Below are 26,428 nucleotides of genomic sequence, written 5' to 3'. Positions count from 1 at the left end.
TTATGGAACAACAAATTCAACTCAACGACCACAACAAGCAGGAGTATCCTCCTATGCATACAGCAGAGCATTTACTCAATGCAACCATGGTAAAAACCTATGGCTGTCCACGTTCTCGCAATGCCCACATCGAAAGAAAAAAGAGCAAATGTGATTATATACTTTCGTCATGTCCGACAGCAGAACAAATCCAGTCCATTGAAGAGACAGTAAATGAAGCAATCAGTCAAAACCTACCTGTGACTGTTGAGTATATGACACATGAACAGGCCAAAGACATCGTAGATTTAAGCAAGCTACCTGCTGACGCAAGTCCTACCCTTCGCATTGTCCGCATTGGAGATTATGACGCCTGTGCCTGTATCGGATTGCATGTATCAAATACTTCTGAAATGGGAACTTTCAAAATCATTAGCTATGACTATGACGAAGAAAGGCAAACATTAAGAATGAGATTCAAACTAATCGAGAAGAAATAGACATATTATCAAATTAATATCTATCTTATATAAAATAAATAAAAACAAAATACATTTTGTCATCATTATTGCAAAATTGGCATTATTATAATGACAAATAGACAATTTTAGTCTCAAAAATCACTTGGCATAAGGTTTGCACTTATAGAAGCGAACAATGGTTCGAGAGCAGACGATGGAAACCGGGACAACCGGTACCATCAGAAGTGAAAATACCGAAGTTCAAGAATAATTAACTGAATGTTTAACTTAAAGATAGGAGACTAAAATTATGATGCCTGTTAGAAGAACTCAAAGTTGGTTACCAAGTATCTTTAATGATTTCTTTGATAACGATTGGATGGTAAAAGCAAATGCTACTGCACCTGCAATTAATGTTTTGGAAACAGAAAAAGAATACAAAGTGGAATTGGCTGCTCCGGGTATGACGAAGGATGATTTCAATGTTCGCATTGATGAAGATAATAACCTCGTTATCAGCATGGAGAAGAAGACTGAAAACAAGGAGGAAAAGAAAGACGGTCGCTATCTGCGTCGCGAATTCTCATACTCTAAGTTTCAACAAACTATGATTCTACCGGATAATGTAGACAAAGAGAAAATTGCTGCATCTGTAGAACATGGCGTTCTAAATATCGAACTTCCGAAACTCTCTGAAGAAGAAGTAAAGAAGCCAAATAGACAAATCGAAATAAAGTAATACAGTAACCACTTACTATTCACCGGAGACGGTGATGAAAAGGATCAAAAACAGCTCTCTCCCTTAAAGGGAAACGAGCTGTTTTTTTATTGTCTTTGCAGGCGCCGCCTTATTAACATAACATACCCACAGGGTTTTCGGACTGCCCCCTTATTATCTTCAGTTGTTCTTCCGATAGCTAATTACCGCCCAACTATTAAACACGACTGCAAAAAGCAACAATATTCCGAACTGCGGCAGCAAATCAAAGAAACCACTCCCCTTCAGATATATCATTCGCATCACCTCCATAAAATACTTCAAAGGATTGAATATCGTTATTATTTGTGCCCATTCCGGCATGCTGCTAATGGGGGTAAACAAACCGCTCATCAAAATCACCACCAACAAACAGAACCACATAACAAACATTGATTGCTGCATCGTTGCTGAATAGTTGGAAATGACTAGTCCGAAGCCGGACATCACCAGAACAAAAAGAACCGCGAAAAAGTAAATCAACAGAAAATGCCCGACAGGTACTATGCCATAAATTAACCAGGCTAATATGAAACACACCGTCAGCACCAGAAAACCAATCAGCCAATAAGGCAGGAGCTTTGCCAAAATAAAAACAAACTTCGGAACCGGAGTCACATTGATTTGTTCTATTGTCCCCACTTCCTTCTCGCTAACCACATTCAACGCAGGCAAGAAACCACAAATCAAAGTCAACAACATGACCATCAATGCCGGAATCATATAGAGCTTATAGTTCAGATTCGGATTAAACAATCCCTGCGTATCAACCTGTATGGAAGGGAAAGTGCCGGAAACGGTAGCTGCTTCGGGATGTTCCGAACGTAGTTCGGCTGCATAATCATTAATGATAGAAGACAAATAAGAACTACCCAGACCGCCTTTCGTTCCATTCACGGCATTGGCTGCTATCAATACATGAGCATCCTCTCCATTCATCCAATCCCGTTCCAAATGCCTTGGAATTTCCATCACAATATCAGCCGTTCCAATTTCAATGTTTCGAAGACCTTCTTCATACGAGGTCGGTACTTCTACCAAACGAAAGTAAGTGGAGGCAGCAATCTTATTCACTAAACGTTGTGAAATAGCCGAATGGTCATTATCCACAATATTCAGCTGTATATTCTTGATTTCCAGATTTACCGCCCAAGGCATCAATAGCATAATCATGCATGGAAATACAAGAATCAATTTTGGAAGAAACGAATTGCGAAGCAATTGTTTAAACTCTTTTTCTATCAGGAACTTTATCATAAATAATTCTTCAATTTGCTGATATGTTTATATGTCAATGCCATGTAGTATAACACAGCCAATTGGCACATTAACATATTATTCTTATCTACTCCAATCTATACTTGAATTTCTTGATACTGATCGTAATAAGTACCGTCGCCATTAATAATAAGATACCAATCTCCTTATATACCAATACAACAGGTACTCCTTCAATCATCAACTTTCGCACAGCCTGAATATACCAACGTGCCGGAAGTATATCCGAAATCCACTGAAGTATCAACGGCATACTCTCAATAGGGAAAATCATCCCCGATAAAAGCATCGTGGGCATCATCAACATCAAACCGGAAACCAGCATGGCCGCAACCTGTGTACGCGTGACTGATGAAATCAATAAGCCCAACGCCAAGGATACGAAGATAAACAACAAAGAGACGGTTATCAACCAGAATAAACTTCCTACTACCGGAACATCCAGCACAAAGACCGAAAGTAAAAGAATTGTTATCAGATTGACAAACGACAACACAAAATAAGGCACAGCCTTTGCCAAAATAATAAATAGTGGCTTCACAGGCGAAACCAGTAATACCTCCATGGTCCCCGTCTCTTTTTCACGAACAATGGAAATCGAGGTCATCATAGCGCAAATCAGCATCAGGATCAACCCCATTACCCCCGGAACAAAGTTATAAGCACTCTTCATTTGCGGGTTATACAACAGTTTTATATCCGACGTTAAACGGGCAGCCGACATATTGGGCGGCATCATTTCCTGACCTACCATAGAAACAATTCCCGTCGCATAATTAACCTGCGAAGTCGACATATTCGGATCTGTTGCATCTACTACCAGCTGCACATGAGCATCACCCGTATAGAGATCATCAACAAAACGTTCGCTAAAAACAATCGCCATATCAACCTTATTCTTCAGAAAAGCAGCTTCCATTTCCTGGGGCGAATGAAAACGCGCGGTAACAGTGAAATATTCACTGGCGTCCAAACGATCAATTATTTTTCGTGTCACCACATCATTAGAAGGATCGAGCACCGCCAACCGGACATTTTTCACCTCTGTACTGATGGCAAAACCGAATAGTATAATTTGTACAACCGGCATCCCCAATAAAATCAGCATGGTTCGCCGGTCACGGAAAATATGATAAAATTCTTTCTTTACAAAAGCTATAAACTGTCTCATAATCAATCTGCTTTGCGCACCGCACCGCGGGCTAATTGCTGAAAAACATCATCCATCGTTTCCGCACCGAATTGTTGCTTCAGACGGGCAGGTGTATCAAGAGCTTTAATCTGACCGTCCACCATGATAGATATCCGGTTACAATATTCCGCTTCATCCATATAATGGGTAGTGACAAATATGGTGATTCCCTGGTCGGCTGCCTGATAAATCAATTCCCAGAACTGCCTTCTCGTAGCGGGATCTACTCCACCCGTCGGCTCATCCAGAAAAACAATTCTCGGCTCGTGGAAGATTGAAACTGAAAAAGCTAATTTCTGCTTCCACCCCACCGGAAGACTCTTCACCAAAGTATCCCGTTCGGCAGTAAGCTCCAGGCGATCCAACAATTCTTCTGTCTTCCGTTCTATTTCTTGCTCTTTCATCCCATAAATCCCGGCAAACAGACGGATATTCTCCCACACTTTCAGGTCTTCATATAGCGAAAACTTTTGGCTCATATAGCCGATATGCTTCTTTACTTGTTCAGCTTCCCGGAAAATATCATATCCTGCCACCTTTCCTATGCCTGATGTCGGTTTACTTAATCCGCAAAGCATGCGCATGGCCGTGGTCTTTCCGGCTCCATTAGCACCCAGAAAGCCAAATATCTCTCCCCGGTTCACCTGAAAGGAGATATGATCTACCGCTGTAAAATTACCAAAACACTTTGTCAACTGCTCCACTTCAATGACCGGAGCGGTTTCATGCCTCACCTCCTCCCGTTCCAAAGAAGGAGGACAAAGGATGGATGCAAATTGCTGAAGAATACGCTCGGGAGTATCAATTCCATGAATCTTTCCATGATTGATAAAAGCAATCCGGTCACATTGCCGGGCTTCATCCATGATGGGAGTAGAAACAACAATGGTAATACCCTGTTCCCGCAAGTTACGAAGCATTTGCCAAAATTCCTTGCGCGACACAGGATCCACTCCGGTAGTGGGTTCATCCAGAAATAAAATATCAGGCTTATGGATCAAAGCGCAACTCAATGCCAGTTTCTGCTTCATTCCACCCGACAAAGCTCCTGCCCTTCTTTTCCTGAACGGTTCTATCTGCTGATAGATATCTTTAATTAAATCATAGTTCTCCTGAACAGTCGTATGGAATACGGTAGCGAAAAACTCCAGATTCTCCTCTACTGAAAGATCCTGGTAAAGTGAAAAACGGCCGGGCATATATCCCACCTTTGTACGAATCTGTTTATATTCTGTTGCCACATCCAGTCCGCCGATCGTGGCCGTTCCCTTATCTGCCAGCAGCAAAGTAGTCAGAATACGGAATAAGGTACTCTTACCGGCACCGTCAGGACCTATCAGCCCAAAGATCTCTCCCCGTTCTACCACAAAAGAAACCTCTTTCAGCGCTTCCACCGTTCCATAGCTCTTGCCGACTTCTTTCACAACCACTATGGGTACATCCTTCTCCATCTCCCTGACTTTAATTTTTAATCTTCATTCTTTAATTTTACTCCGCCATACATACCAATCTTCAACGCTCCGTCATTCTTCACCGCAATCTTCACTGCATATACCAGATTAGCACGTTCATTCTTCGTCAAAATTGTTTTTGGAGTGAATTCCGAACGATCGGAAATCCAGGTCACTTCCCCCGGATAAGCTTTCTGCTCCGAGTTGCCATAGTCAGCATACACAGTCACTTGATCTCCCAGTTTCACTTTTGACAACTGTTCGGAAGTTATGTAAGCCCTCAAATACATACGATCCACTTCGCCCACCTTAAATAAAGGCTTGCCTATCGCCGCCAATTCACCGGCTTCCGCATATTTAGCCAATACTGTACCTGCGATAGGTGACTGAACATGACATTTAACTAACTGATCCTCCACTTGCGCTACCTGTATAGCAACCGAATTGCCTTGTTCTGTAAGGCTATTCGTACTATTACGCAACGATGATTCCTGTGCAACGAGCTGTCGTTCGAGTAATTTGACTTGCGCGTCCCAATCATCCAGTTGTTTTTGATTGGCCGCACCTGCAGCAAGCAAGTTTTCCACCCGTTTCCTCTCACGCTCTGCCGTGACAATTTGCTGTTTGGTAGCGGCAATCTGTTTGGCAAGATCAGGACGCTGGTTTTCTACCGATTTCATACTGGCTTCCAATTGCAGTTTCTTTAAATACAATTGTACCGTATCTACCAACCCGATCTCCTCACCCGCTTCCAGCTTTGTTCCCTCTTCTACTTCCAGTCGTAGCAATTTTCCGGCAGCCTCGGCGGACACTATTACTTCCGTAGCTTCAAATGTACCGGTTGCGTCATAATCAGGTGTTCCATTTCCGCAGGCAGATAACATCATCAGCGTTATCCCCCACATTCCTATTTTTGTTATTCTTTTCATATCCGGAGAAGTTATATTAATAATTCGTTGTATATTTCAATTGATAAATTCCCATCAACCGTTGAATCTCATGCATGGCTTTCGACTGACGCGCCAAGCTCTCATTGGTCAGTTCACGTAACATTTCAGTCACAGTCAATGTTCCATTTGCCACCTTTGCTTCGGCAGCTTTACGGATATTCGTACGCAACCGGATAATTTCATCATCATCCCGCATTTGCTTCTCCAAAGAATGGATAGCCTGATCCTGCTGCGTCATTTCCAGTCTTGTATTGAAAAGGAATACATCCCGGTTATTATCCAGTTGCTGCCTTTTCTTCTCGATCACCCGACGGTCATTTTTCAAAGTATACAAACTACCGAAATTCCATGAAAGCCGGACACCTGCCATATAATAAGGAGAGAATTCATTCTTCAGCATATCCAATCCAGGATTTCCGTATGCCCCCTGCACAAACAGTCCGAACTGCGGAAGATGACGCACATTCAAAGCCTTCTCCTGCACTTGCAGTCCGGCTCCCTGTGCATCAAACAAAGCCAACTCCGGCCGACGAATCTCACTGACAGCTGAAACCATACTTTGAGGTACAGGCTTCTCCAGCACCGTCTCCGGAGATAGTGCTTCTCCTACCAACAGCGAAAGCATTTTCAAATAAGCTGCCCGTGATGATACTAAATCAATTCTTTTCTGTTTTGTATTCAGCTGCTCCACTTTCACTGCATCCAAATCAGCTTGATTGGCTATTCCATTTTCCACATAAGCAGTAATCTGACGATAATTTCTCTCTAGCTCATCTTGTAACAATGTATTCTGTTTGATTTGCTCGTCCAGCAGGAGAATTCCAAAATAAAGATCATTCACGCGGTCATTCAGCGCATACATATCTACATTCAGTTTTTCTTTTTCCACTTCAGCCTCTGCAATCGTCTGCTTCTTCTGCATACGGATTCCTCCCCCGTCCCATATCTTCTGTTGCAATTCCAACATGACCTGATATTGGTCTTTAGACAATCCTTTTAAATCTACTCCGGGAAGTTTTACCGGAATTTCTGTCACATCACTCTGATAAGAGGCCTTTGCCGAAAGAGCAAATTGAGGCAAATATCCCTTGGCTGCATTTTCCAGATTATATTCCTTTGTCTTCTCCACTAAGCCATACTGATGTACCAACGGATAATTGTCCTGCGTCTTCCGCTGACATTCTTCCAATGTAATCTGCGCATACGCTCCTGCTACATACAGTAAAAAGGAGAAACTGAAAATCATTCTTTTCATATCCATTATTTCTTTGGTTTCTTCGAAAGACAAAGATAGGGATTTCAAAGATATTGGTCATTTCCAAGAGTTGGTAAATGTGTTCCATTAGTTCGATAAAACAGAAAAAAGCAAATAAGTATGCCGCATTTTATTACCTTTGCCGGAAAAGAGAAAAGAAAATGGGACAAAAAGAACCGATAGAGTTAGCACTTAAATTATTAGACAATCTTAAAATTGTCCGGCATAACGAGCATCGTTATATATCTTCTGATTTCGGATTCGTCAATAGCTTTGTAAAGATGGAAACGACTCTTTTCTCACTCGGTCAACCGTATCGTATTAAAGAAGGGCGTATCGCATTCGTCAAGCAAGGCTCTGCCCGAATTCTCATTAATCTGATCGAATATACCATCCAACCGGGATACATCGCAGTGATCGCTCCTAACTCCATTATTCAAATCACAGAGGTGTCTCCTGATTTTGATATGCAAATGATAGCAGCCGACCACAATTTCCTTCCTATATCCGGAAAAGACGATTTTTTTTCTTACCTTCTCCATCATCAGAAAAACATCATATTGTTACTATCTCCACAAGAACAGCAACAAATGGAACATTATTTCACCTTGATATGGGGAGTATTGCAGGAACCGCCATTCCGCAAAGAAGCTATACAACATCTTTTGGCCAGCCTCATCTATTATTTAGAATATATCGCTCAAAACAGTATTGAACTGAATTCTGCCCAGTTGACAAGACAGGAAGAGATTTTCCAACGTTTCATCTCTCTTGTCAATGTATACAGCAAGAAAGAACGTAACGTAAATTTCTATGCAGATAAGCTATGCCTCACTCCACGTTATCTGAATACTGTTATCCGACAGGCCAGTCAACAAACAGTAATGGACTGGATAAACCAGTCCATTATACTAGAAGCAAAAGTATTGCTAAAACATAGCAATCTGCTCGTTTATCAAGTTTCTGATGAATTAAATTTCCCTAATCCTTCTTTTTTCTCGAAGTTCTTTAAACGAATGACAGGAATGACACCACACGAATATCAACAAACGAAATAATCTTTATTTCGAGAACTCTTTAATCCGTTGTTCCTCTTCCAGTTTACAAATCAGTAATGTATTATCTTTCTCTGCGATGATATATCCATCCAGTCCTTGAACAACAACTCGTTTTTCTTCGCTGGCATGCACAATACAGTTCTTACTGTCATACAAACGTATATCGGTTCCTACCGTAGCATTTCCCGATTTATCCTGTGGTAAAAGACCGCGAAGTGCTCCCCATGTGCCTAAATCCGACCAGCCGAAAGAAGCCGGTAACACGTAAATTGCCTCCGCTTTTTCCATCACCGCATAGTCGATAGAAATACTTTCGCAAGTCGGGAATAACTTTTTGATTGTTTCATTTTCTTTTTCCGTATAGAAATCCGGGAAAATACGGTCAAAAATCTGTGCGATACCCGGAGCATATACACGCATCACGGAAGTGATAGTACGCACGTTCCACACAAAGATTCCCGCATTCCAGAAGTAATTACCTTCCGCCAAATACTTTTCAGCTGTCTCTTTATCGGGTTTTTCCTTGAATGCGTCTACTGTATAAATTTCTTTATCTGTTTGAAGCTGGTTGGCAGCAGCAATATATCCGTAGCCTGTCTCCGGACGAGTCGGCCGAATACCTATTGTGACAATAGCACTGCTATCATCCGTAAAACGAAGTGCTTTCTCCATCACTCTACGGAACTCGCCCGTATCGATGACTAATGCATCCGAAGGAGTTACTACAATATTAGCACGGGGATGCTTCTTTTTGATTTTCCAACAAGCAAATGCGATACAAGGTGCAGTATTTCGTGCACAAGGTTCCGCTAAAATATTACTTTCCGGAATTTCCGGCAACTGCTCCCGAACAATATCAATGTATTTTTCAGAAGTTACCACCCACATATTTTCTCTGGGGCAAACACCATCAAACCGGTCTGCCGTCAATTGAATCAGTGACCGGCCACATCCCATTACATCAATAAATTGTTTAGGACATTCCGGAGTGCTCATCGGCCAGAAACGGCTCCCTATGCCACCAGCCATTATTACAACATGATTATCCATACCTATCATCCTCCTGTAAAAAAATATTATTTAAATAAGCGCGCAAGTTACATTAAAATGTCCAAAACAGCAAATAAAGACCAAGAGTATTTAATTTTCCAACTGAATAATCGAAAAATTGTATTTCTACAATAATAGACAAAGGCCGCTCTCGAATAATAAGAACGACCTTTGTCTTTTCATTTCAATAGAATATAATCATCTTATTTATATTCTGCCCAGCTCTTGATAGCTATATCATCCACACTCATTGTACAGAAAGCATTGATAAATGCACTAGCCAGACGAGCGTTCGTAATCAACGGAATATTTAAATCGATGGCGGCACGACGGATTTTATACCCATTACTTAATTCTCCGGCAGTCAAGTTCTTCGGTATATTAACTACCATATCTATTTCCTTGCTATGAAGCATCTCCAACGCCTGCGGATGCCCCTCTTCACTCGGCCAATAAACATGAGTACTCTCAATACCGCTCTCGGCAAGCGCTTTATGTGTACCGCCCGTCGCAAAGAGTTTATATCCCTTATTCACCAACATACGGGCTGCATCCATCATATCGGCTTTCTGTTTCATGGTACCCGTGGAAAGCAAGATATTCTTCTTCGGAATACGATAGCCGACAGAAAGCATTGCTTTCAGTACAGCACAAGAAGTATCCATACCAATACAACCTACTTCACCGGTGGAAGCCATATCTACCCCCAACACCGGGTCGGCTTTCTGCAAACGGTTGAAAGAGAACTGTGAAGCCTTGATTCCCACATAGTCCAGTTCGAAAAGATTCTTTTCCGGTTTTTCGACAGGCAGACCAAGCATAACTTTGGTTGCCAGTTCAATAAAGTTGATCTTCAGTACCTTGCTAACAAATGGGAAAGAACGACTGGCACGCAAGTTACATTCAATCACCTTGATATCATTGTCTTTCGCCAAATACTGAATATTAAACGGACCAGAGATATTCAAAGCCTTGGCAATCTCACGGCTGATACGCTTAATACGACGAACAGTTTCTACATATAGCTTCTGTGGCGGGAACTGAATAGTCGCGTCACCGGAGTGTACTCCTGCAAATTCGATATGCTCACTAATAGCGTATGCCACAATTTCGCCATTCTGCGCCACGGCATCCATTTCTACTTCCTTGGCATGTTCAATAAACTGACTTACTACTACCGGATGTTTTTTCGAGACATTGGCTGCCAGTTTCAGGAAACGTTCCAGTTCTTCCTGATTGGAACAAACATTCATTGCAGCTCCCGAAAGCACGTATGACGGGCGAACGAGTACGGGGAAACCTACTTCTTCGACAAATTCATGGATATCTTCCATAGAGGTCAACTCACGCCAACGGGGTTGATCCACACCGATACGGTCGAGCATGGCAGAGAATTTCTCACGGTCTTCAGCGTTGTCAATGCTCTTGGCACTTGTGCCAAGGATATTGATATGCTGTGCATCCAAACGCAAAGCCAAGTTATTTGGAATCTGACCACCGGTAGATACAATTACACCATGCGGATTCTCCAGTTCCAGAATATCCATCACACGTTCAAAAGTCAATTCGTCAAAGTACAAGCGATCGCACATATCGTAGTCCGTAGATACAGTTTCAGGATTATAATTAATCATCACGCTGCGCCATCCTTCTTTACGAATAGTATTCAAAGCCTGCACACCGCACCAGTCAAATTCTACGGAAGAGCCGATACGATAAGCACCGGATCCCAATACGACAATGGATTTATGGTCGCCCAAGTAATGAACATCATTTGCCACGCCGCTATAAGTAAGATACAGATAATTGGTTTGTGCCGGATATTCGGCTGCCAAAGTATCAATCTGCTTCACTACCGGAAGAATACCCGCCTCTTTACGATGTTTGCGGACATAAAGAATACCATCCTCCATATCACCTTCGTAGCCGATGGCACGGGCAACCTGGAAATCAGAGAAACCTTGAACCTTGGCTTTACGAAGCAGTTCGTTTGGCAGATCGGCTATTTGTTTGTGATTATTTCCCCAGCTATGCAGTTCTTCGGAAGTCTGCATGATATTCATCAATTTCTGAAGGAACCATTTATCAATCTTAGTCAGTTCGTGTACCTGATCGATGGTGTAGCCGGCACGAAAAGCCTTCGAGATAACAAAAATACGTTTATCAGTCGGTTCGCGCAAAGCCTTGTCGATGTCAGAAATAACTAGCTCCTTGTTTTCTACAAATCCGTGCATTCCCTGTCCGATCATGCGGAGCCCTTTCTGGATAGCTTCTTCAAAAGTACGACCGATAGCCATCACCTCACCGACAGATTTCATAGAAGATCCCAATTCTTTATCTACACCGTGGAATTTACCCAAATCCCAACGTGGAATCTTACATACAACATAATCCAGTGCCGGTTCGAAGAAAGCAGAAGTAGTCTTTGTTACAGAGTTCTTCAGGTCGAAGAGTCCGTAACCCAGTCCCAATTTGGCCGCAACGAAAGCCAGCGGATAACCCGTTGCCTTAGATGCCAAAGCCGATGAACGGGAAAGACGGGCATTTACTTCAATCACCCGATAATCTTCGGATTCGGGGTCGAAGGCATATTGTACATTACATTCGCCCACAATACCGATGTGGCGGATGATACGTATTGCCAGTTCCCGAAGTTTATGATATTCTTTGTTAGTAAGCGTTTGTGACGGAGCAATAACGATAGATTCACCGGTATGAATACCCAGCGGGTCGAAGTTTTCCATATTACAAACTGTGATACAGTTGTCGAAACGGTCGCGCACCACTTCATATTCCACTTCTTTCCAACCACGAAGAGATTTTTCCACCAATACCTGCGGAGAGAAAGAGAACGCTTTTTCTACAAGAATATCCAGTTGCTCTTCGTTATCACAGAAACCGGAGCCCAAGCCACCCAATGCATACGCAGCACGAACAATTACGGGATACCCCAGTTCTTTTGCTGCGCGACGCGCAGCTTCCGCATTTTCTACGGCTTCACTCTTAATGGTCTTTACATTGATTTCATTCAATTTCTGAACGAAAAGTTCACGATCCTCGGTATCCATAATGGCTTGTACCGGGGTACCAAGTACTTTCACATTATATTTTTCAAGAATACCTTCTTTGTACAATGCCACTCCACAGTTCAAGGCTGTCTGACCACCGAACGCCAGCATAATACCTTCCGGTTTTTCTTTCTGAATCACTTTCTCTACGAAATACGGAGTCACCGGGAGGAAGTAGATTTGATCCGCCACTCCTTCGGACGTCTGTACCGTAGCAATATTAGGATTGATAAGAATCGTTTCAATGCCTTCTTCTTTCAAGGCTTTGAGTGCCTGTGAACCGGAATAGTCAAACTCACCGGCCTCACCGATCTTCAGGGCACCGGAACCCAACAGCAATACTTTCTTTATATTTTCTTTCATTGATTCTACTTTCTGGTTCACCACAGATTACACAGATTAACACAGATTTTTTATAATCCGTGATGAATATGGGTTATAATAGTTTTACAAATTCGTCGAACAGGAATTCCGTATCCGTAGGTCCACTCGCTGCTTCCGGATGGAATTGTGCAGAAAACCAAGGGTTTCTTTTATGCTTGATTCCTTCGTTAGAGCCATCATTCATATTAATAAATAACGGTTCCCAATCTGCACTCAACGTATTATTGTCTACGGCATAACCGTGATTTTGCGAAGTGATGAAGCAACGTTCCGTACCTACCATACGCACCGGTTGGTTATGGCTACGGTGACCGTATTTCAATTTATAAATCTTGGCTCCTCCCGCTTTCGAAAGCAGTTGGTTACCCATGCAGATTCCGAAAATAGGCAGTTTCTCGTTTGCCATCGCCTTGCGGATATTCTGCACCGCAGCATCACAGGTATCCGGATCCCCCGGTCCGTTAGAAATAAACAGTCCGTCAAATTCGAGTCCGTTATAATCATAATCCCAAGGTACACGGATCACCTCTACATTACGTTTCAGCAGACAACGAATGATATTAGTCTTCACACCGCAATCTACCAAAACCACTTTTTTTAATGAAGAATGAGGAATGAGGAATGAAGAATTAGCTGCGCTGTGGCTGCTTGTTCCACTAGGGAAATAATGAATAATTTCTTTACAGGAAACCTGGTCTACATAGTTTATATCGCTATAAGACGGAAATTCTTCATTCTTCATTCTTAATTCTTCATTTTCAAATACTATTTTCCCCATCATTACTCCATGTTCACGAAGAACTTTCGTCAACTCACGTGTGTCAATGCCCGTGATACCAGGAACCTTTTCGCGTTTCAACCAGTCACCGAGGCTCTCCACAGCGTTCCAATGGCTGTATTCATAAGAATAGTCACTTACGATAATCGCTTCCGCGTGGATCTTCTCACTTTCCATGAAAGTGGCAAGTCCATTCGGCTCGATAGTAAAAGGAGGAACACCGTAGTTACCTACCAAAGGATAGGTAAGCGTCATCAACTGTCCGGCGTATGAAGGGTCAGTGAGGCTCTCCGGGTATCCGGTCATGGCAGTATTAAACACTACTTCGCCCGCCACCGGCTTCTCGTAGCCAAACGACTTACCGGAAAACCGGCTCCCGTCGTCAAGGATTAATGTCACATTTCTCATTCTTATTATTGAATCGTTGTATGGTTGTTAGAATTGATACATTTGTTCTATATAGTCGATGAACGCCCGGTTCACCATTTTCACACCACCCGGTGTAGGGTAGTTACCGCTAAAATACCAGTCGCCTTTATGATGCGGACAAGCCTCGTGCAATCCCTCCAACGGTTGATAGACGATTTCCACTTTCGCCTTGGTTCCCTTGGGTGTCAGCAGTTCTACCATTTTGGCAGAGATTTCCTCATCAGTGAACAGAGCATAAATGTCTTTCACATAGTTTACCATCTGCTCTTTCGGCAGTCCTACCTGCTCTTTCGATTTACGGTAGGCGGCCGCAATCACATCTTTCATATCCCGTTCCTTTAAAAGTTCGACAGCAGCCCTGAAGGCGATAAACTCGCTCATCTTTGCCATATCAATACCGTAATAGTCAGGATAACGCACCTGCGGAGAAGAAGATACGATGACAATCTTCTTCGGACCGAGACGGTCGAGAATACCGATAATACTTTGTTTCAGCGTAGTACCACGCACAATGCTGTCGTCGATAATCACCAGATTATCAACACCGGGTACAAGACTTCCGTATGTAATATCATACACATGGGCAGCCAAATCATTACGGCTGTTTCCTTCGGCAATAAACGTACGGAGCTTAATATCCTTGATTGCCACCTTTTCGCTACGAATACGACGGGAAAGAATAACTTCCAACTCCTCCATATTCGGGTTATGCCCCAATGCAGCGATCTGCTGCACTTTCTCCTCATTCAAGTAATCATCCAGTCCCTGCAACATTCCGTAGAAAGCAACCTCTGCAGTGTTGGGAATAAAAGAGAAGACCGTATGATCGATGTCATTATTGATTGCTTTCAGTATTTTCGGAACCAACTTTTCGCCCAGCCGTTTCCTTTCTTTATAAATATCGACGTCACTGCCACGGGAGAAATAGATACGTTCGAAAGAACAAGCCTGATTTTCACGCGGCTTATTGATTTGCGAAGTACGGATCTTTCCCTCTTTGCTAATCAGCAATGCCTGCCCCGGTTGCAGTTCCTTGATTTCCTCAAACGGAACATTCAAAGCTGTCTGGATAACCGGACGTTCGGAAGCAAGAACAGCTATCTCGTCATCCTGATACCAAAATGCAGGCCGGATGCCCCACGGGTCACGGATAGCGAAAGATTCACCGCTTCCGGTCAATCCGCAAATAACATATCCCCCATCCCATTCGCGACTGGAAGTACGCAGTACGTTTGCCAAATCAATATGTTCTTCTATATAATGCGTGATGCCCATGCCCGTAAGCCCTTCGGCTTCGGCAAGATTGAATACACGCTCCACTTCACGGTCAAGACGGTGTCCCACCTGTTCCAACATGATATATGTATCGGCATATTTACGCGGATGCTGACCAATGGCAGTGATACGGGCAAATATTTCGTCCACATTCGTCATATTGAAGTTTCCGCAAAGAGCGAGATTCTTGGCACGCCAGTTATTTCTTCTTAAAAATGGATGCACGTATGAGATTCCGGATTTTCCCGTAGTGGAATAACGAAGATGCCCCATATATACTTCCCCGGCAAAAGGCAGGACTCGTTTGGCATACGCAGCATCATGCAACTGTTCGGGAGTGAGCTCCTTAAAGTTGTTTTGAACATTTTCAAAAATCTCCGTAATAGCTCCGGAGCCTAAAGCACGTTCACGAAACATATATTCTTCACCCGGATTTGCTTCCAGTTTCACACATGCCAATCCCGCACCTTCCTGTCCACGGTTATGTTGTTTCTCCATCAACAGGTAGAGCTTATTAAGACCGTACATCCATGTTCCGTACTTTTTCTCGTAATACTCCAACGGTTTAAGCAAACGTATCATGGCAACGCCACATTCATGTTTCAATTGTTCCATCTATACTATTTACGATTTGACGATTTACTATTTACGATTTAAATTACCACCTGCCAATCAAACAACTTACTATCTATCATTGATTCTTCAATCGTAAATAGTAAATAGTAAATTGTCTAATTGTAAATCACATTACTCCACCGTTACCGACTTCGCCAGATTTCTCGGCTGGTCTACATCCATCCCCTTACATACCGCAATGTGATAAGCAAGAAGTTGGAGAGGTACTGTAGTAATTAACGGATCGAGACACTCTATTGTTTCAGGAAGTTCGATACTACAATCGGCAATCTTGCTGATAACCGTATCTCCCTTCGTAACGAACGCAATCACTTTTCCCTTCCTCGCCTTGATCTCCTGAATATTACTTAGCACTTTTTCGTACAGTCCATTCTGCGTAGCAATCACCACTACCGGCATTTCCGCGTCAATCAAGGCAATCGGTCCGTGCTTCATCTCGGCAGCCGGATAACCTTCGGCGTGAATATACGATATTTCTTTCAATTTCAATGCACCTTCCAATGCAACAGGATAACTATATCCGCGTCCCAGGTAAATAAAGTTATGCGCATACGTGAAAGTTTTCGATAATTCCGCCAGGGTATCATTCAGTTTCAGCACTTCTTTCATCTTCTCCGGAATATGATTTAATTCCTGTACTATTGAAAGATAATGCCGTTCGTCAATTGTTCCTTTCGCTTTGGCAAGCGTCAATGCCAGCATTGCCAACACAGTGACCTGTCCGGTAAACGCTTTGGTGGAAGCGACTCCGATTTCCGGACCTACGTGGATATACGAACCGGTGTGAGTAGCACGGGGAATAGAAGACCCGATAGCATTGCAAATACCATATATAAATGCTCCGCGGCTTTTTGCCAATTCCACAGCAGCCAAAGTATCCGCAGTCTCACCACTTTGGGAGATTGCTATCACTACATCCTGTCCGTCAATCACCGGATCACGGTAACGGAATTCGGAAGCATACTCCACTTCCACCGGTATGCGGCAGAAACTTTCAATCAGATGCTTACCAATCAGTCCGGCATGCCAGGAAGTTCCACAGGCAACGATAATAAACCGCTTGGCGTTCAGCAGCTTTTCCCGATGATCGATCACAGCGGAAAGTACCACATTGTCTGCTTCCACATTGATACGTCCGCGCATACAATCATGAATACAATCGGGCTGTTCGAAAATCTCTTTCAACATAAAATGCGGATATCCCCCCTTTTCCAGCTGGCCGAGATTAAGCTCCACCTTTTTAATTTCAGGTGTCATTTCAACATTACTCAAGTTGACCACCTTCAATTCTTTTCCCAGATGGAGAACAGCAATTTCTCCGTCTTCCAGATAAACCACCTTATCTGTATATTCTACAATCGGAGTGGCATCCGAAGCAAGGAAGAACTCGTCCGCTCCAATCCCCACTACCAGCGGGCTGCTCTTACGGGCAGCAATAATCTCATCGGGATGCTCTTTATCAAGAATCGCAATCGCATAGGCACCAATCACTTCTCCCAACGCCAATTGAACGGCTGTCAGCAAACTGACTTGATTAGTGACTTTCATGTATTCTATTAATTGAACAAGGACTTCGGTATCTGTACTACTTTTAAAAATATAGCCTTTGGCTTGAAGTTTTTCTTTGAGAACGGCGTAGTTTTCAATAATACCGTTATGAATGAGAGCGAGCTTTTCGGAAGAAGAGTAATGAGGGTGGGCGTTAGCGGAACAAGGTTCCCCGTGAGTAGCCCAACGAGTATGGGCAATTCCGATTGTACCGGAAATATCTTTTTGTGTGACGAAATTTTCAAGATCGGAGACTTTTCCTTTCGTCTTATACACATTTAACTGTCGGTCATCACTGATGATTGCTACCCCCGCGCTATCATATCCACGATACTCCAGTCGCTTCAGCCCTTTTATAAGGATAGGGTAGGCTTTTCGTTTACCAATATAGCCTACTATTCCACACATATTATGATATTTTTATTTCGACTGCAAATATACACATTACAAATAACATAAAGACAACAAAAAGCATATTTATTTGACAGAAACGCATAAAAAAGTTGTAAACACATCAAAAAGTTAAATAATATATTATTTTTAGCTCAAAAAGAAACAAATTACAATTAGCTCACCATTAACCCAAAAGAGCTAACAAATTAAAAGTAAATCTCCTTCTTTTAATTACAAATTAGAAGAAGACAGGCTCTTCTTTTAATTTCGCGTTACAGAAAACTTATATTTTACTATCATTTTGAAATTAAACTACTAACTTTGCCGAACAAATTGACACTTCAATTAGGTATTATCATACAATAAAGCTAGTAAGAATGAAGAAACAAGAACTTTTTAACAACGTAACAGAAGGATCCCCTTACCAACGACAGCCCAAACAGATGGGCTTGTACAATGCGGCATACGAACACGATGCCTGCGGTGTTGGTATGCTGGTAAACATTCATGGAGAAAAGTCACACGACATTGTTGAGTCGGCTTTAAAGGTATTAGAGAACATGCGCCACCGTGGCGCCGAAGGTGCGGATAACAAAACCGGCGACGGTGCAGGTATCATGCTGCAAATTCCGCATGAGTTTATTTTATTGCAAGGTATTCCTGTACCCGAAAAAGGACGGTACGGCACAGGATTGCTATTTTTGCCGAAAAATGAGAAAGACCAGGCAGCCATTTTAAGTATCATTATTGAAGAAATTGAAAAAGAAGGACTCACATTGATGCATCTGCGCAATGTGCCCACCTGCCCTGAAATTCTAGGAGAATCTGCTTTGGCAAACGAACCTGACATCAAGCAGGTGTTTATCACCGGATTTACAGAAACGGAAACGGCCGACCGGAAGTTATATCTGATCCGGAAAAGAATCGAGAATAAGGTCAGACTGTCATCCATTCCGACAAAGGACGATTTTTATGTTGTTTCGCTTTCTACAAAAAACATTATATATAAAGGTATGCTTTCGTCGTTGCAACTGCGCAACTACTATCCGGACCTGACGAATAGCTATTTTACCAGCGGACTGGCACTGGTGCACTCCCGTTTCAGTACCAACACATTCCCTACATGGGGATTGGCACAACCATTCCGCCTTCTGGCACACAACGGTGAAATCAACACGATCCGTGGTAACCGCGGATGGATGGAAGCCCGCGAAAGCGTACTCTCCACTCCTACCTTGGGTGACATAAAAGAACTTCGCCCGATTATACAACCGGGCATGAGCGACAGTGCTTCCCTGGATAATGTACTGGAGTTCCTGGTGATGTCGGGATTGAGCCTGCCACACGCCATGGCTATGCTCGTGCCGGAATCTTTCAACGAAAAGAATCCCATCAGCGAGGATCTGAAATCATTCTACGAATACCACTCTATCCTGATGGAACCGTGGGACGGACCGGCCGCACTACTATTCAGCGACGGACGATTTGCCGGAGGTATGCTCGACCGCAACGGTCTGCGCCCTGCCCGTTATCTGATTACTAAAAATGATATGATGGTAGTGGCTTCGGAAGTCGGTGTGATGGATTTCGAACCGGGAGACATCAAAGAAAAAGGCCGCTTACAGCCCGGTAAGATTTTGCTGGTAGATACAGAAAAAGGTGAAATTTATTATGATGGCGAACTGAAAAAACAGTTGGCTGAAGCCAAACCTTACCGCACCTGGTTGTCTACGAACCGAATCGAACTGGATGAACTGAAGAGCGGACGCAAAGTACCTCATCATGTAGAAAACTACGACTGTATGCTTCGCACTTTCGGCTACTCCAAAGAGGATATCGAAAAACTGATTATGCCAATGGCAAGCAGCGGAGCAGAACCGATCCATTCAATGGGTAATGATACTCCGTTAGCTGTACTTTCGGATAAGCCGCAATTGCTTTACAACTATTTCCGGCAGCAATTTGCACAAGTGACCAATCCTCCCATTGACCCGCTCCGCGAAGAACTGGTAATGTCATTGACAGAATACATCGGGGCAGTCGGCATGAATATCCTGACACCCAGCGAGAGTCATTGCAAAATGGTCCGCCTGAATCATCCGATTTTGAGCAACACACAACTGGATATTCTTTGTAATATCCGCTATAAAGGCTTCAAAACGGTCAAACTGCCCATGTTATTTGAAGCAGCGAAAGGGAAAGCCGGATTGCAGGAGGCACTGAACAGCCTCTGTAAAATGGCGGAAGAATCTGTGACGGAAGGCGTAAACTACATTGTCCTGACCGACCGTGACGTGGATATTACCCATGCCGCTATTCCTTCATTGCTGGCGGTAAGCGCCGTTCATCACCACCTGATTTCAGTCGGCAAACGTGTACAAACAGCATTGATTGTAGAAAGCGGTGAAATACGTGAGGTGATGCACGCTGCGTTATTACTGGGTTTCGGAGCAAGTGCCCTGAATCCTTACATGGCATTCGCTGTTCTCGACCGCTTGGTTAAAGACAGGGATATTCAGTTGGATTATGCCACTGCTGAAAAGAATTATATCAAATCCATCTGCAAAGGCTTGTTTAAAATCATGAGTAAAATGGGGATCTCTACCATCCGCTCTTATCGTGGTGCAAAAATCTTCGAAGCCGTCGGTTTGAGCGAAGAATTGAGTAAGGCCTATTTCGGTGGACTCGGTTCGCCCATCGGAGGTATTCGCTTGGAAGAAATAGCCAGAGATGCCATTGCTTTCCACAAGGAAGGAGTGGGAGAAGTTGAGAGCGGAGAGTTGAGAGTGGAGAGTGAGGCTCCGCATGGCAACTCTCAACTCTCAACTCTCCATTCTCAACTTCTTACCGGTTTGTATGCTTTCCGTAAAGACGGAGAAGAGCATGCATGGAATCCGGAAACAATCAGTACGCTGCAATTGGCAACACGGATGGGGAGTTATAAGAAATTTAAAGAATATACTCATCTGGTAGACGAAAAAGAGAAGCCTATTTTCCTTCGTGACTTTCTGGGATTCCGTCGTAACCCGATTTCGATCGATCAGGTAGAACCGGTGGAAAACATTCTGCATCGTTTCGTCACGGGGGCCATGTCTTTTGGTTCTATCAGCAAAGAGGCTCATGAGGCAATGGCTATTGCCATGAATAAAATTCACGGACGCAGCAATACCGGTGAAGGTGGCGAGGACGCTGCCCGTTTCCAACCGCTGCCCGATGGCAGTTCCTTACGAAGTGCAATCAAGCAGGTAGCTTCCGGACGTTTCGGTGTAACGGCAGAATATTTGGTTAATGCGGACGAGATTCAGATTAAGATAGCACAGGGGGCAAAGCCGGGTGAAGGCGGACAACTTCCGGGATTTAAAGTGAATGATGTGATTGCAAAAACACGCCATTCCATTCCGGGAATTTCACTGATTTCTCCCCCACCTCATCATGATATTTATTCGATTGAGGATTTGGCACAATTAATCTTCGATCTGAAAAATGTAAATCCACAGGCCAAAATCAGTGTGAAACTGGTAGCAGAAAGCGGCGTCGGTACAATTGCCGCCGGGGTGGCAAAAGCAAAGGCGGACCTGATTGTCATCTCCGGTGCTGAAGGGGGAACAGGTGCTTCTCCAGCTTCTTCTATCCGTTATGCGGGCATCTCACCGGAATTGGGATTGAGCGAGACACAACAAACATTGGTTTTGAACGGACTTCGTGGTCAAGTAGTTCTGCAAGCCGACGGACAACTGAAAACCGGACGTGACATCATCTTAATGGCGCTAATGGGTGCCGAAGAATATGGCTTCGCCACCTCGGCATTGATTGTATTAGGGTGTGTAATGATGCGCAAATGCCATCAGAATACTTGTCCGGTGGGAGTTGCCACACAGAATGAGGAATTACGTAAACGCTTTCATGGGCGTAGTGAATATTTGGTAAATTTCTTCACATTCCTGGCGCAGGAGGTTCGCGAGCATTTGGCCGAAATGGGATTCACCAGAATGGATGATATTATCGGGCGCACAGACTTGATCGAACGCAAGTCCGTTGCCAACGACCCGAATCCGAAACATGCGTTAATCGACTTCACCAAATTGCTGGCACGCATTGATAACAACGCAGCTATCCGCCATGTCATCGATCAGGATCATGGTGTTTCTACTGTAAAGGATGTAACCCTCATTGATGCGGCACAGGAAGCTATTGAACATGAGAAAGAGATTTCTTTAGAATATACGATTGCCAATACAGACCGTGCAATAGGTGCGATGCTCTCCGGAGTGATTGCCAAGAAATACGGTGCCAAAGGATTGCCGGAACACACGCTGAATGTGAAGTTCAAAGGCTCGGCAGGTCAGTCTTTCGGGGCTTTCCTCGTACCGGGAGTTAACTTTAAACTGGAAGGTGAAGCGAACGATTATCTAGGTAAAGGATTGAGCGGCGGACGCATCTCCGTATTGCCTCCTATCCGCAGCAACTTCGAAGCCGAAAAGAATACAATTGCCGGTAATACCTTACTTTATGGAGCAACAAGCGGTGAAGTATATATCAACGGTTGTGTAGGAGAACGTTTCGCAGTTCGTAACTCCGGTGCAGTCGCCGTAGTGGAAGGTGTGGGCGACCATTGTTGCGAATATATGACAGGAGGTCGTGTGGTAGTCCTCGGACAAACCGGACGCAACTTTGCAGCCGGTATGAGTGGCGGTGTGGCTTACGTATGGAACAAGGATGGCAACTTCGATTATTTCTGCAACATGGAAATGGTGGAACTGTCACTCATCGAAGAAGCCAGCTACCGGAAAGAGCTACACGAACTAATCCGCCAACATTATCTGTACACAGGCTCAAAACTAGCCCGTACCATGCTTGACAACTGGAATCATTATGCAGAACAGTTCATCCAAGTAGTACCCATCGAATACAAAAAAGTATTGCAGGAGGAACAGATGAGAAAATTACAACAAAAAATTGCAGACATGCAAAGAGACTATTAGATTTACAATTTGACTATTTACAATTTACTATTTGAATGTATAGTCTGTAAATAGTCAAATAGCAAATGACAAGATAGTCTAAAAATAGTAAATCGTCAAATAGTAAATAACAAGATGGGAGATCCTAAAGCATTTCTAAATATACCTCGACAAGAGGCGGGATACCGCCCTGTAAACGAGCGAATCGCTGACTATAGTCAGGTAGAACAGACTTTGAATACAAACAGCCGTAAATTGCAGGCGTCACGCTGCATGGATTGCGGTGTACCTTTCTGTCATTGGGCATGCCCGATAGGAAATAAACAACCGGAATGGCAGGATGCATTATACAGGGGAAAATGGAAGGAGGCATACGAAGTATTGTCGTCTACTTGCGATTTTCCGGAATTTACGGGACGTATTTGTCCTGCTCTTTGCGAGAAATCGTGTGTGTTGAAACTTTCCTGCGATCAGCCGGTGACTATTCGCGAGAATGAAGCAGCTATCGTGGAAGCGGCTTTTCGTGAAGGATATATACAGGTAAAGACACCGAGAAGAAACGGAAAGAAAGTGGCGGTGATTGGTGCGGGTCCTGCCGGATTGGTAGTGGCTAATCAGCTGAATTTAAAAGGATATAGCGTTACTTTATTCGATAAGGATGAAGCACCCGGAGGGTTATTACGGTTCGGTATTCCTAATTTCAAACTGGATAAGAATGTAATTGACCGACGGATGAAGATATTGGCTGCAGAAGGAATACTGTTTGAAATGGGAGTAGAAATAGACGTCAATCATTTGCCGGAAGGATTCGACGCTTACTGCATCTGTACCGGAACGCCGACTGCACGTGATTTGAGTATTCCGGGACGTGAACTGAAAGGCATCCATTTCGCACTTGAAATGCTGGCACAGCAGAACAGGCTTCTGGCAGGACAGACTTTCCCGAAAGATAAATTGGTGAATGCCAAAGGCAAAAAAGTACTTGTGATAGGTGGCGGAGATACCGGTTCCGACTGCATCGGAACCAGTGTGAGACAGGGAGCCGTCAGTGTCACTCAAATCGAAATCATGCCGAAACCTCCTGTCGGCTACAATCCGGCTACTCCTTGGCCACAATGGCCGGCAGTCTTCAAAACGACTTCCAGCCATGAAGAAGGTTGTACACGCCGCTGGTGCCTGGCTTCCAATCAGTTCCTCGGAAAGAATGGAAAAGTGACAGGTGTAGAAGTGGAAGAAGTGGAATGGATTCCGGCAGCAGATGGCGGACGTCCCACGATGAAACCAACAGGGAAGAAGGAAGTCATCGAAGCTGATATGGTATTATTGGCGATGGGATTCCTGAAACCGGAGCAACCGAAATTTGCAAAGAATGTATTCCTTGCTGGTGACGCCGAGACTGGTGCCAGCCTGGTAGTACGCGCCATGGCGGGAGGACGAAAGGCTGCTGCGGAAATAGATGCTTATCTAATACAATAAGTTTTGCAACAGTGTACAACAAGAAGCTCGATTGCTATTATCGGTTCGTTCCATATCTGTGGAACTAAAGGATAACAGATATGGAACTAAAGGGAAACAGTTGTGGAACTAAACGATAACAATTATGGAACGAATTAAGAATAGCTAGTCAGCTTCTTAGAAATAGCGAATAAACAATCAACAGATTACATTACCCCCTCTAAAAATTAAAGTTATGTGTGGAATAGCAGGTATACTCAACATCAAAGTTCAAACGAAAGAACTAAGAGATAAAGCACTGAAAATGGCCCAGAAGATCCGTCATCGCGGACCGGACTGGAGCGGAATCTATGTAGGCGGAAGTGCCATCCTGGCACACGAACGCCTTTCTATTGTCGACCCGCAGAGTGGCGGACAACCGTTATACTCTCCCGATCGTAAACAGGTGCTCGCCGTCAACGGTGAAATTTACAATCACCGTGATATTCGAGCTAAATATGCGGGAAAATATAACTTTCAGACCGGAAGTGACTGTGAGGTAATTCTTGCCCTTTACAAAGATAAAGGCATCCATTTTTTGGAAGATATCAGCGGTATCTTCGCTTTCGTGCTTTATGATGAGGAAAAGGATGAATTTCTAATTGCCCGTGACCCGATAGGGGTTATTCCTTTATATATAGGAAAAGATAAAGAGGGAAAAATCTACTTCGGCAGCGAGTTGAAAGCTCTCGAAGGATTTTGTGACGAATATGAAGTATTCCTTCCCGGACATTATTTCTATAGTAAAGAGGGAAAAATGAAACGTTGGTATTCGCGCGACTGGACAGAATATGAAACCGTCAAAGAGAATGATGCACAAACCGAGGATGTGAAAGTGGCATTGGAAGAGGCTGTGCACCGCCAGTTAATGAGTGACGTACCGTATGGAGTGTTGCTTTCGGGCGGGTTGGATAGTTCCGTTATCTCTGCCATTGCCAAAAAATATGCGGCAAAACGCATAGAAACAGACGGTGCAAGCGATGCATGGTGGCCTCAACTCCACTCTTTCGCCATCGGTCTAAAGGGCGCGCCCGATTTGATTAAAGCGCGTGAGGTAGCCGAATATATCGGTACCGTCCATCATGAGATCAACTACACCGTTCAGGAAGGTCTGGATGCTGTTCGCGACGTAATTTATTTCATCGAGACGTATGATGTAACTACCGTACGCGCTTCCACTCCCATGTATTTATTGGCGCGTGTCATCAAATCAATGGGGATCAAAATGGTGTTGAGCGGTGAAGGTGCTGATGAAGTTTTCGGGGGGTATCTGTATTTCCACAAGGCCCCTACTCCACAGGCATTTCACGAAGAAACAGTACGTAAACTTTCAAAGTTGCACATGTACGATTGCCTCCGTGCCAATAAAAGTTTATCAGCATGGGGAGTAGAAGGACGCGTCCCTTTCCTTGATAAAGAATTTCTCGACGTGGCAATGAACCTGAACCCGAAAGCTAAAATGTGCCCCGGAAAAAACATCGAGAAACGAATTGTTCGCGAAGCCTTTGCCGATATGTTACCGGAAAGTGTGGCTTGGAGACAGAAAGAGCAGTTCAGTGACGGTGTAGGATATTCATGGATTGACACTTTGAGGGAAATCACAGCAGCTGCCGTGAGCGATGAGCAAATGGAACATGCTGCCGAACGTTTCCCGATCAATACGCCACAAAACAAAGAAGAGTACTACTATCGTAGCATTTTCGAAGAGCATTTCCCCAGTGAAAGCGCAGCACGCACCGTCCCCAGTGTTCCGAGTGTAGCCTGCTCCACAGCAGAAGCACTGGCATGGGATATCGCTTTCAGGAATCTGAATGAACCTAGCGGACGTGCAGTGAAAGGAATACATGAAGAGGCCTATACCTGATTAATAAAAGAGTGACAAACTCCTTTTGTGCAAACTATCAGACGTGTCCGGAGAATGTTTTTATGACAGACAGTCTTATTTTTGACACTCTTTTGTAGCATTTCTATTCTAAAATCCCAAGGATTAACGCAGATTAGCATATTATCGGCTGATTTGCGTTTTCTTTT

Annotated in this window: 16 protein-coding genes; 6 read left to right on the top strand and 10 right to left on the bottom strand. The window is 43.7% G+C overall.

Annotated elements, in window-relative coordinates; translation table 11 throughout:
- Positions 1-2: 2 nt before the first annotated feature.
- A complete protein-coding gene (locus tag HMPREF0106_RS08135; protein ID WP_009040508.1) occupies positions 3-479 on the top strand; it encodes a hypothetical protein in 477 nt (158 codons plus the stop codon).
- A 271-nt stretch (positions 480-750) separates the two neighbouring features.
- The gene (locus tag HMPREF0106_RS08140) at positions 751-1,179 is read left to right on the top strand and encodes an Hsp20/alpha crystallin family protein (protein ID WP_004300008.1); all 429 of its coding nucleotides are present in this window, start codon (positions 751-753) and stop codon (positions 1,177-1,179) included.
- 159 nt (positions 1,180-1,338) lie between these two features.
- On the opposite strand, the gene HMPREF0106_RS08145 is transcribed toward HMPREF0106_RS08140, so the two are convergent.
- The 5 genes from HMPREF0106_RS08145 to HMPREF0106_RS08165 form a co-directional block, all read right to left on the bottom strand.
- Entirely contained in the window at positions 1,339-2,454 is a 1,116-nt protein-coding gene (locus HMPREF0106_RS08145; RefSeq protein ID WP_008640612.1) for an ABC transporter permease, read from the bottom strand.
- Positions 2,455-2,542: 88 nt separating this feature from the next.
- A complete protein-coding gene (locus tag HMPREF0106_RS08150) occupies positions 2,543-3,646 on the bottom strand; it encodes an ABC transporter permease (protein ID WP_004312690.1) in 1,104 nt (367 codons plus the stop codon).
- A gap of 2 nt (positions 3,647-3,648) precedes the next feature.
- Complete coding sequence (locus tag HMPREF0106_RS08155) at positions 3,649-5,118, bottom strand: ATP-binding cassette domain-containing protein (RefSeq protein ID WP_008640613.1); 1,470 nt, start codon at positions 5,116-5,118, stop codon at positions 3,649-3,651.
- Between the two features lie 17 nt (positions 5,119-5,135).
- A complete protein-coding gene (locus HMPREF0106_RS08160; protein WP_009040507.1) occupies positions 5,136-6,047 on the bottom strand; it encodes an HlyD family secretion protein in 912 nt (303 codons plus the stop codon).
- 16 nt (positions 6,048-6,063) lie between these two features.
- Positions 6,064-7,323: a TolC family protein gene (locus HMPREF0106_RS08165; RefSeq protein WP_032851512.1), complete on the bottom strand. Its 1,260-nt coding sequence runs from the start codon at positions 7,321-7,323 to the stop codon at positions 6,064-6,066.
- Positions 7,324-7,484: 161 nt separating this feature from the next.
- Here HMPREF0106_RS08165 and HMPREF0106_RS08170 point away from each other — a divergent pair, with 161 nt between their 5' ends.
- Positions 7,485-8,381 (top strand): AraC family transcriptional regulator, encoded by an 897-nt coding sequence (locus tag HMPREF0106_RS08170; protein ID WP_032851511.1) that lies wholly within the window; start codon positions 7,485-7,487, stop codon positions 8,379-8,381.
- Positions 8,382-8,384: 3 nt separating this feature from the next.
- Here HMPREF0106_RS08170 and HMPREF0106_RS08175 read toward each other — a convergent pair whose 3' ends face one another.
- From HMPREF0106_RS08175 to glmS, 5 genes are all read right to left on the bottom strand, one after another.
- A complete protein-coding gene (locus HMPREF0106_RS08175; RefSeq protein WP_032839530.1) occupies positions 8,385-9,431 on the bottom strand; it encodes a mannose-1-phosphate guanylyltransferase in 1,047 nt (348 codons plus the stop codon).
- A gap of 203 nt (positions 9,432-9,634) precedes the next feature.
- The gene (gene carB, locus HMPREF0106_RS08180; protein ID WP_009040504.1) at positions 9,635-12,862 is read right to left on the bottom strand and encodes a carbamoyl-phosphate synthase (glutamine-hydrolyzing) large subunit; all 3,228 of its coding nucleotides are present in this window, start codon (positions 12,860-12,862) and stop codon (positions 9,635-9,637) included.
- Positions 12,863-12,935: 73 nt separating this feature from the next.
- Positions 12,936-14,069, bottom strand: coding sequence for a glutamine-hydrolyzing carbamoyl-phosphate synthase small subunit (gene carA / locus HMPREF0106_RS08185; protein WP_009040503.1), 1,134 nt, complete (start codon positions 14,067-14,069; stop codon positions 12,936-12,938).
- A gap of 27 nt (positions 14,070-14,096) precedes the next feature.
- On the bottom strand, positions 14,097-15,980 hold the full coding sequence (locus HMPREF0106_RS08190) for an amidophosphoribosyltransferase (protein ID WP_009040502.1): 1,884 nt from the start codon (positions 15,978-15,980) through the stop codon (positions 14,097-14,099).
- A gap of 132 nt (positions 15,981-16,112) precedes the next feature.
- Positions 16,113-17,957: a glutamine--fructose-6-phosphate transaminase (isomerizing) gene (gene glmS / locus HMPREF0106_RS08195; protein ID WP_004315736.1), complete on the bottom strand. Its 1,845-nt coding sequence runs from the start codon at positions 17,955-17,957 to the stop codon at positions 16,113-16,115.
- Positions 17,958-18,319: 362 nt separating this feature from the next.
- On the opposite strand from glmS, the gene gltB reads away from it, so the two are divergent.
- The 3 genes from gltB to asnB all read left to right on the top strand — a co-directional run bounded on the left by gltB (position 18,320) and on the right by asnB (position 26,261).
- Positions 18,320-22,924 (top strand): glutamate synthase large subunit, encoded by a 4,605-nt coding sequence (gene gltB, locus HMPREF0106_RS08200; protein WP_009040501.1) that lies wholly within the window; start codon positions 18,320-18,322, stop codon positions 22,922-22,924.
- Between the two features lie 114 nt (positions 22,925-23,038).
- The gene (locus HMPREF0106_RS08205) at positions 23,039-24,379 is read left to right on the top strand and encodes a glutamate synthase subunit beta (RefSeq protein ID WP_004315733.1); all 1,341 of its coding nucleotides are present in this window, start codon (positions 23,039-23,041) and stop codon (positions 24,377-24,379) included.
- Between the two features lie 214 nt (positions 24,380-24,593).
- Positions 24,594-26,261, top strand: a complete 1,668-nt coding sequence (asnB, locus tag HMPREF0106_RS08210) for an asparagine synthase B (protein WP_008640624.1) — start codon at positions 24,594-24,596, stop codon at positions 26,259-26,261.
- Positions 26,262-26,428 lie beyond the last annotated feature (167 nt).

The organism is Bacteroides sp. D22, from assembly GCF_000163675.1.
GTDB classification, from domain to species: Bacteria; Bacteroidota; Bacteroidia; order Bacteroidales; family Bacteroidaceae; genus Bacteroides; species Bacteroides xylanisolvens.
The sequence above is the reverse complement of the archived record's forward strand: the minus strand, read 5'-3'. Positions and strand labels throughout refer to the sequence as shown.

What these genes read in the sequence shown, in the direction of transcription:
- gltB (WP_009040501.1), top strand. Translation starts at nt 18,320, where the DNA reads ATGAAGAAACAAGAACTTTTTAACAACGTAACAGAAGGATCCCCTTAC.
- carA (WP_009040503.1), bottom strand. Translation starts at nt 14,069, where the DNA reads ATGAGAAATGTGACATTAATCCTTGACGACGGGAGCCGGTTTTCCGGT.
- HMPREF0106_RS08175 (WP_032839530.1), bottom strand. Translation starts at nt 9,431, where the DNA reads ATGGATAATCATGTTGTAATAATGGCTGGTGGCATAGGGAGCCGTTTC.
- HMPREF0106_RS08150 (WP_004312690.1), bottom strand. Translation starts at nt 3,646, where the DNA reads ATGAGACAGTTTATAGCTTTTGTAAAGAAAGAATTTTATCATATTTTC.
- HMPREF0106_RS08135 (WP_009040508.1), top strand. Translation starts at nt 3, where the DNA reads ATGGAACAACAAATTCAACTCAACGACCACAACAAGCAGGAGTATCCT.
- HMPREF0106_RS08140 (WP_004300008.1), top strand. Translation starts at nt 751, where the DNA reads ATGATGCCTGTTAGAAGAACTCAAAGTTGGTTACCAAGTATCTTTAAT.
- HMPREF0106_RS08160 (WP_009040507.1), bottom strand. Translation starts at nt 6,047, where the DNA reads ATGAAAAGAATAACAAAAATAGGAATGTGGGGGATAACGCTGATGATG.
- HMPREF0106_RS08190 (WP_009040502.1), bottom strand. Translation starts at nt 15,980, where the DNA reads ATGGAACAATTGAAACATGAATGTGGCGTTGCCATGATACGTTTGCTT.
- HMPREF0106_RS08170 (WP_032851511.1), top strand. Translation starts at nt 7,485, where the DNA reads ATGGGACAAAAAGAACCGATAGAGTTAGCACTTAAATTATTAGACAAT.
- asnB (WP_008640624.1), top strand. Translation starts at nt 24,594, where the DNA reads ATGTGTGGAATAGCAGGTATACTCAACATCAAAGTTCAAACGAAAGAA.
- HMPREF0106_RS08155 (WP_008640613.1), bottom strand. Translation starts at nt 5,118, where the DNA reads ATGGAGAAGGATGTACCCATAGTGGTTGTGAAAGAAGTCGGCAAGAGC.
- carB (WP_009040504.1), bottom strand. Translation starts at nt 12,862, where the DNA reads ATGAAAGAAAATATAAAGAAAGTATTGCTGTTGGGTTCCGGTGCCCTG.
- HMPREF0106_RS08205 (WP_004315733.1), top strand. Translation starts at nt 23,039, where the DNA reads ATGGGAGATCCTAAAGCATTTCTAAATATACCTCGACAAGAGGCGGGA.
- glmS (WP_004315736.1), bottom strand. Translation starts at nt 17,957, where the DNA reads ATGTGTGGAATAGTAGGCTATATTGGTAAACGAAAAGCCTACCCTATC.
- HMPREF0106_RS08145 (WP_008640612.1), bottom strand. Translation starts at nt 2,454, where the DNA reads ATGATAAAGTTCCTGATAGAAAAAGAGTTTAAACAATTGCTTCGCAAT.
- HMPREF0106_RS08165 (WP_032851512.1), bottom strand. Translation starts at nt 7,323, where the DNA reads ATGAAAAGAATGATTTTCAGTTTCTCCTTTTTACTGTATGTAGCAGGA.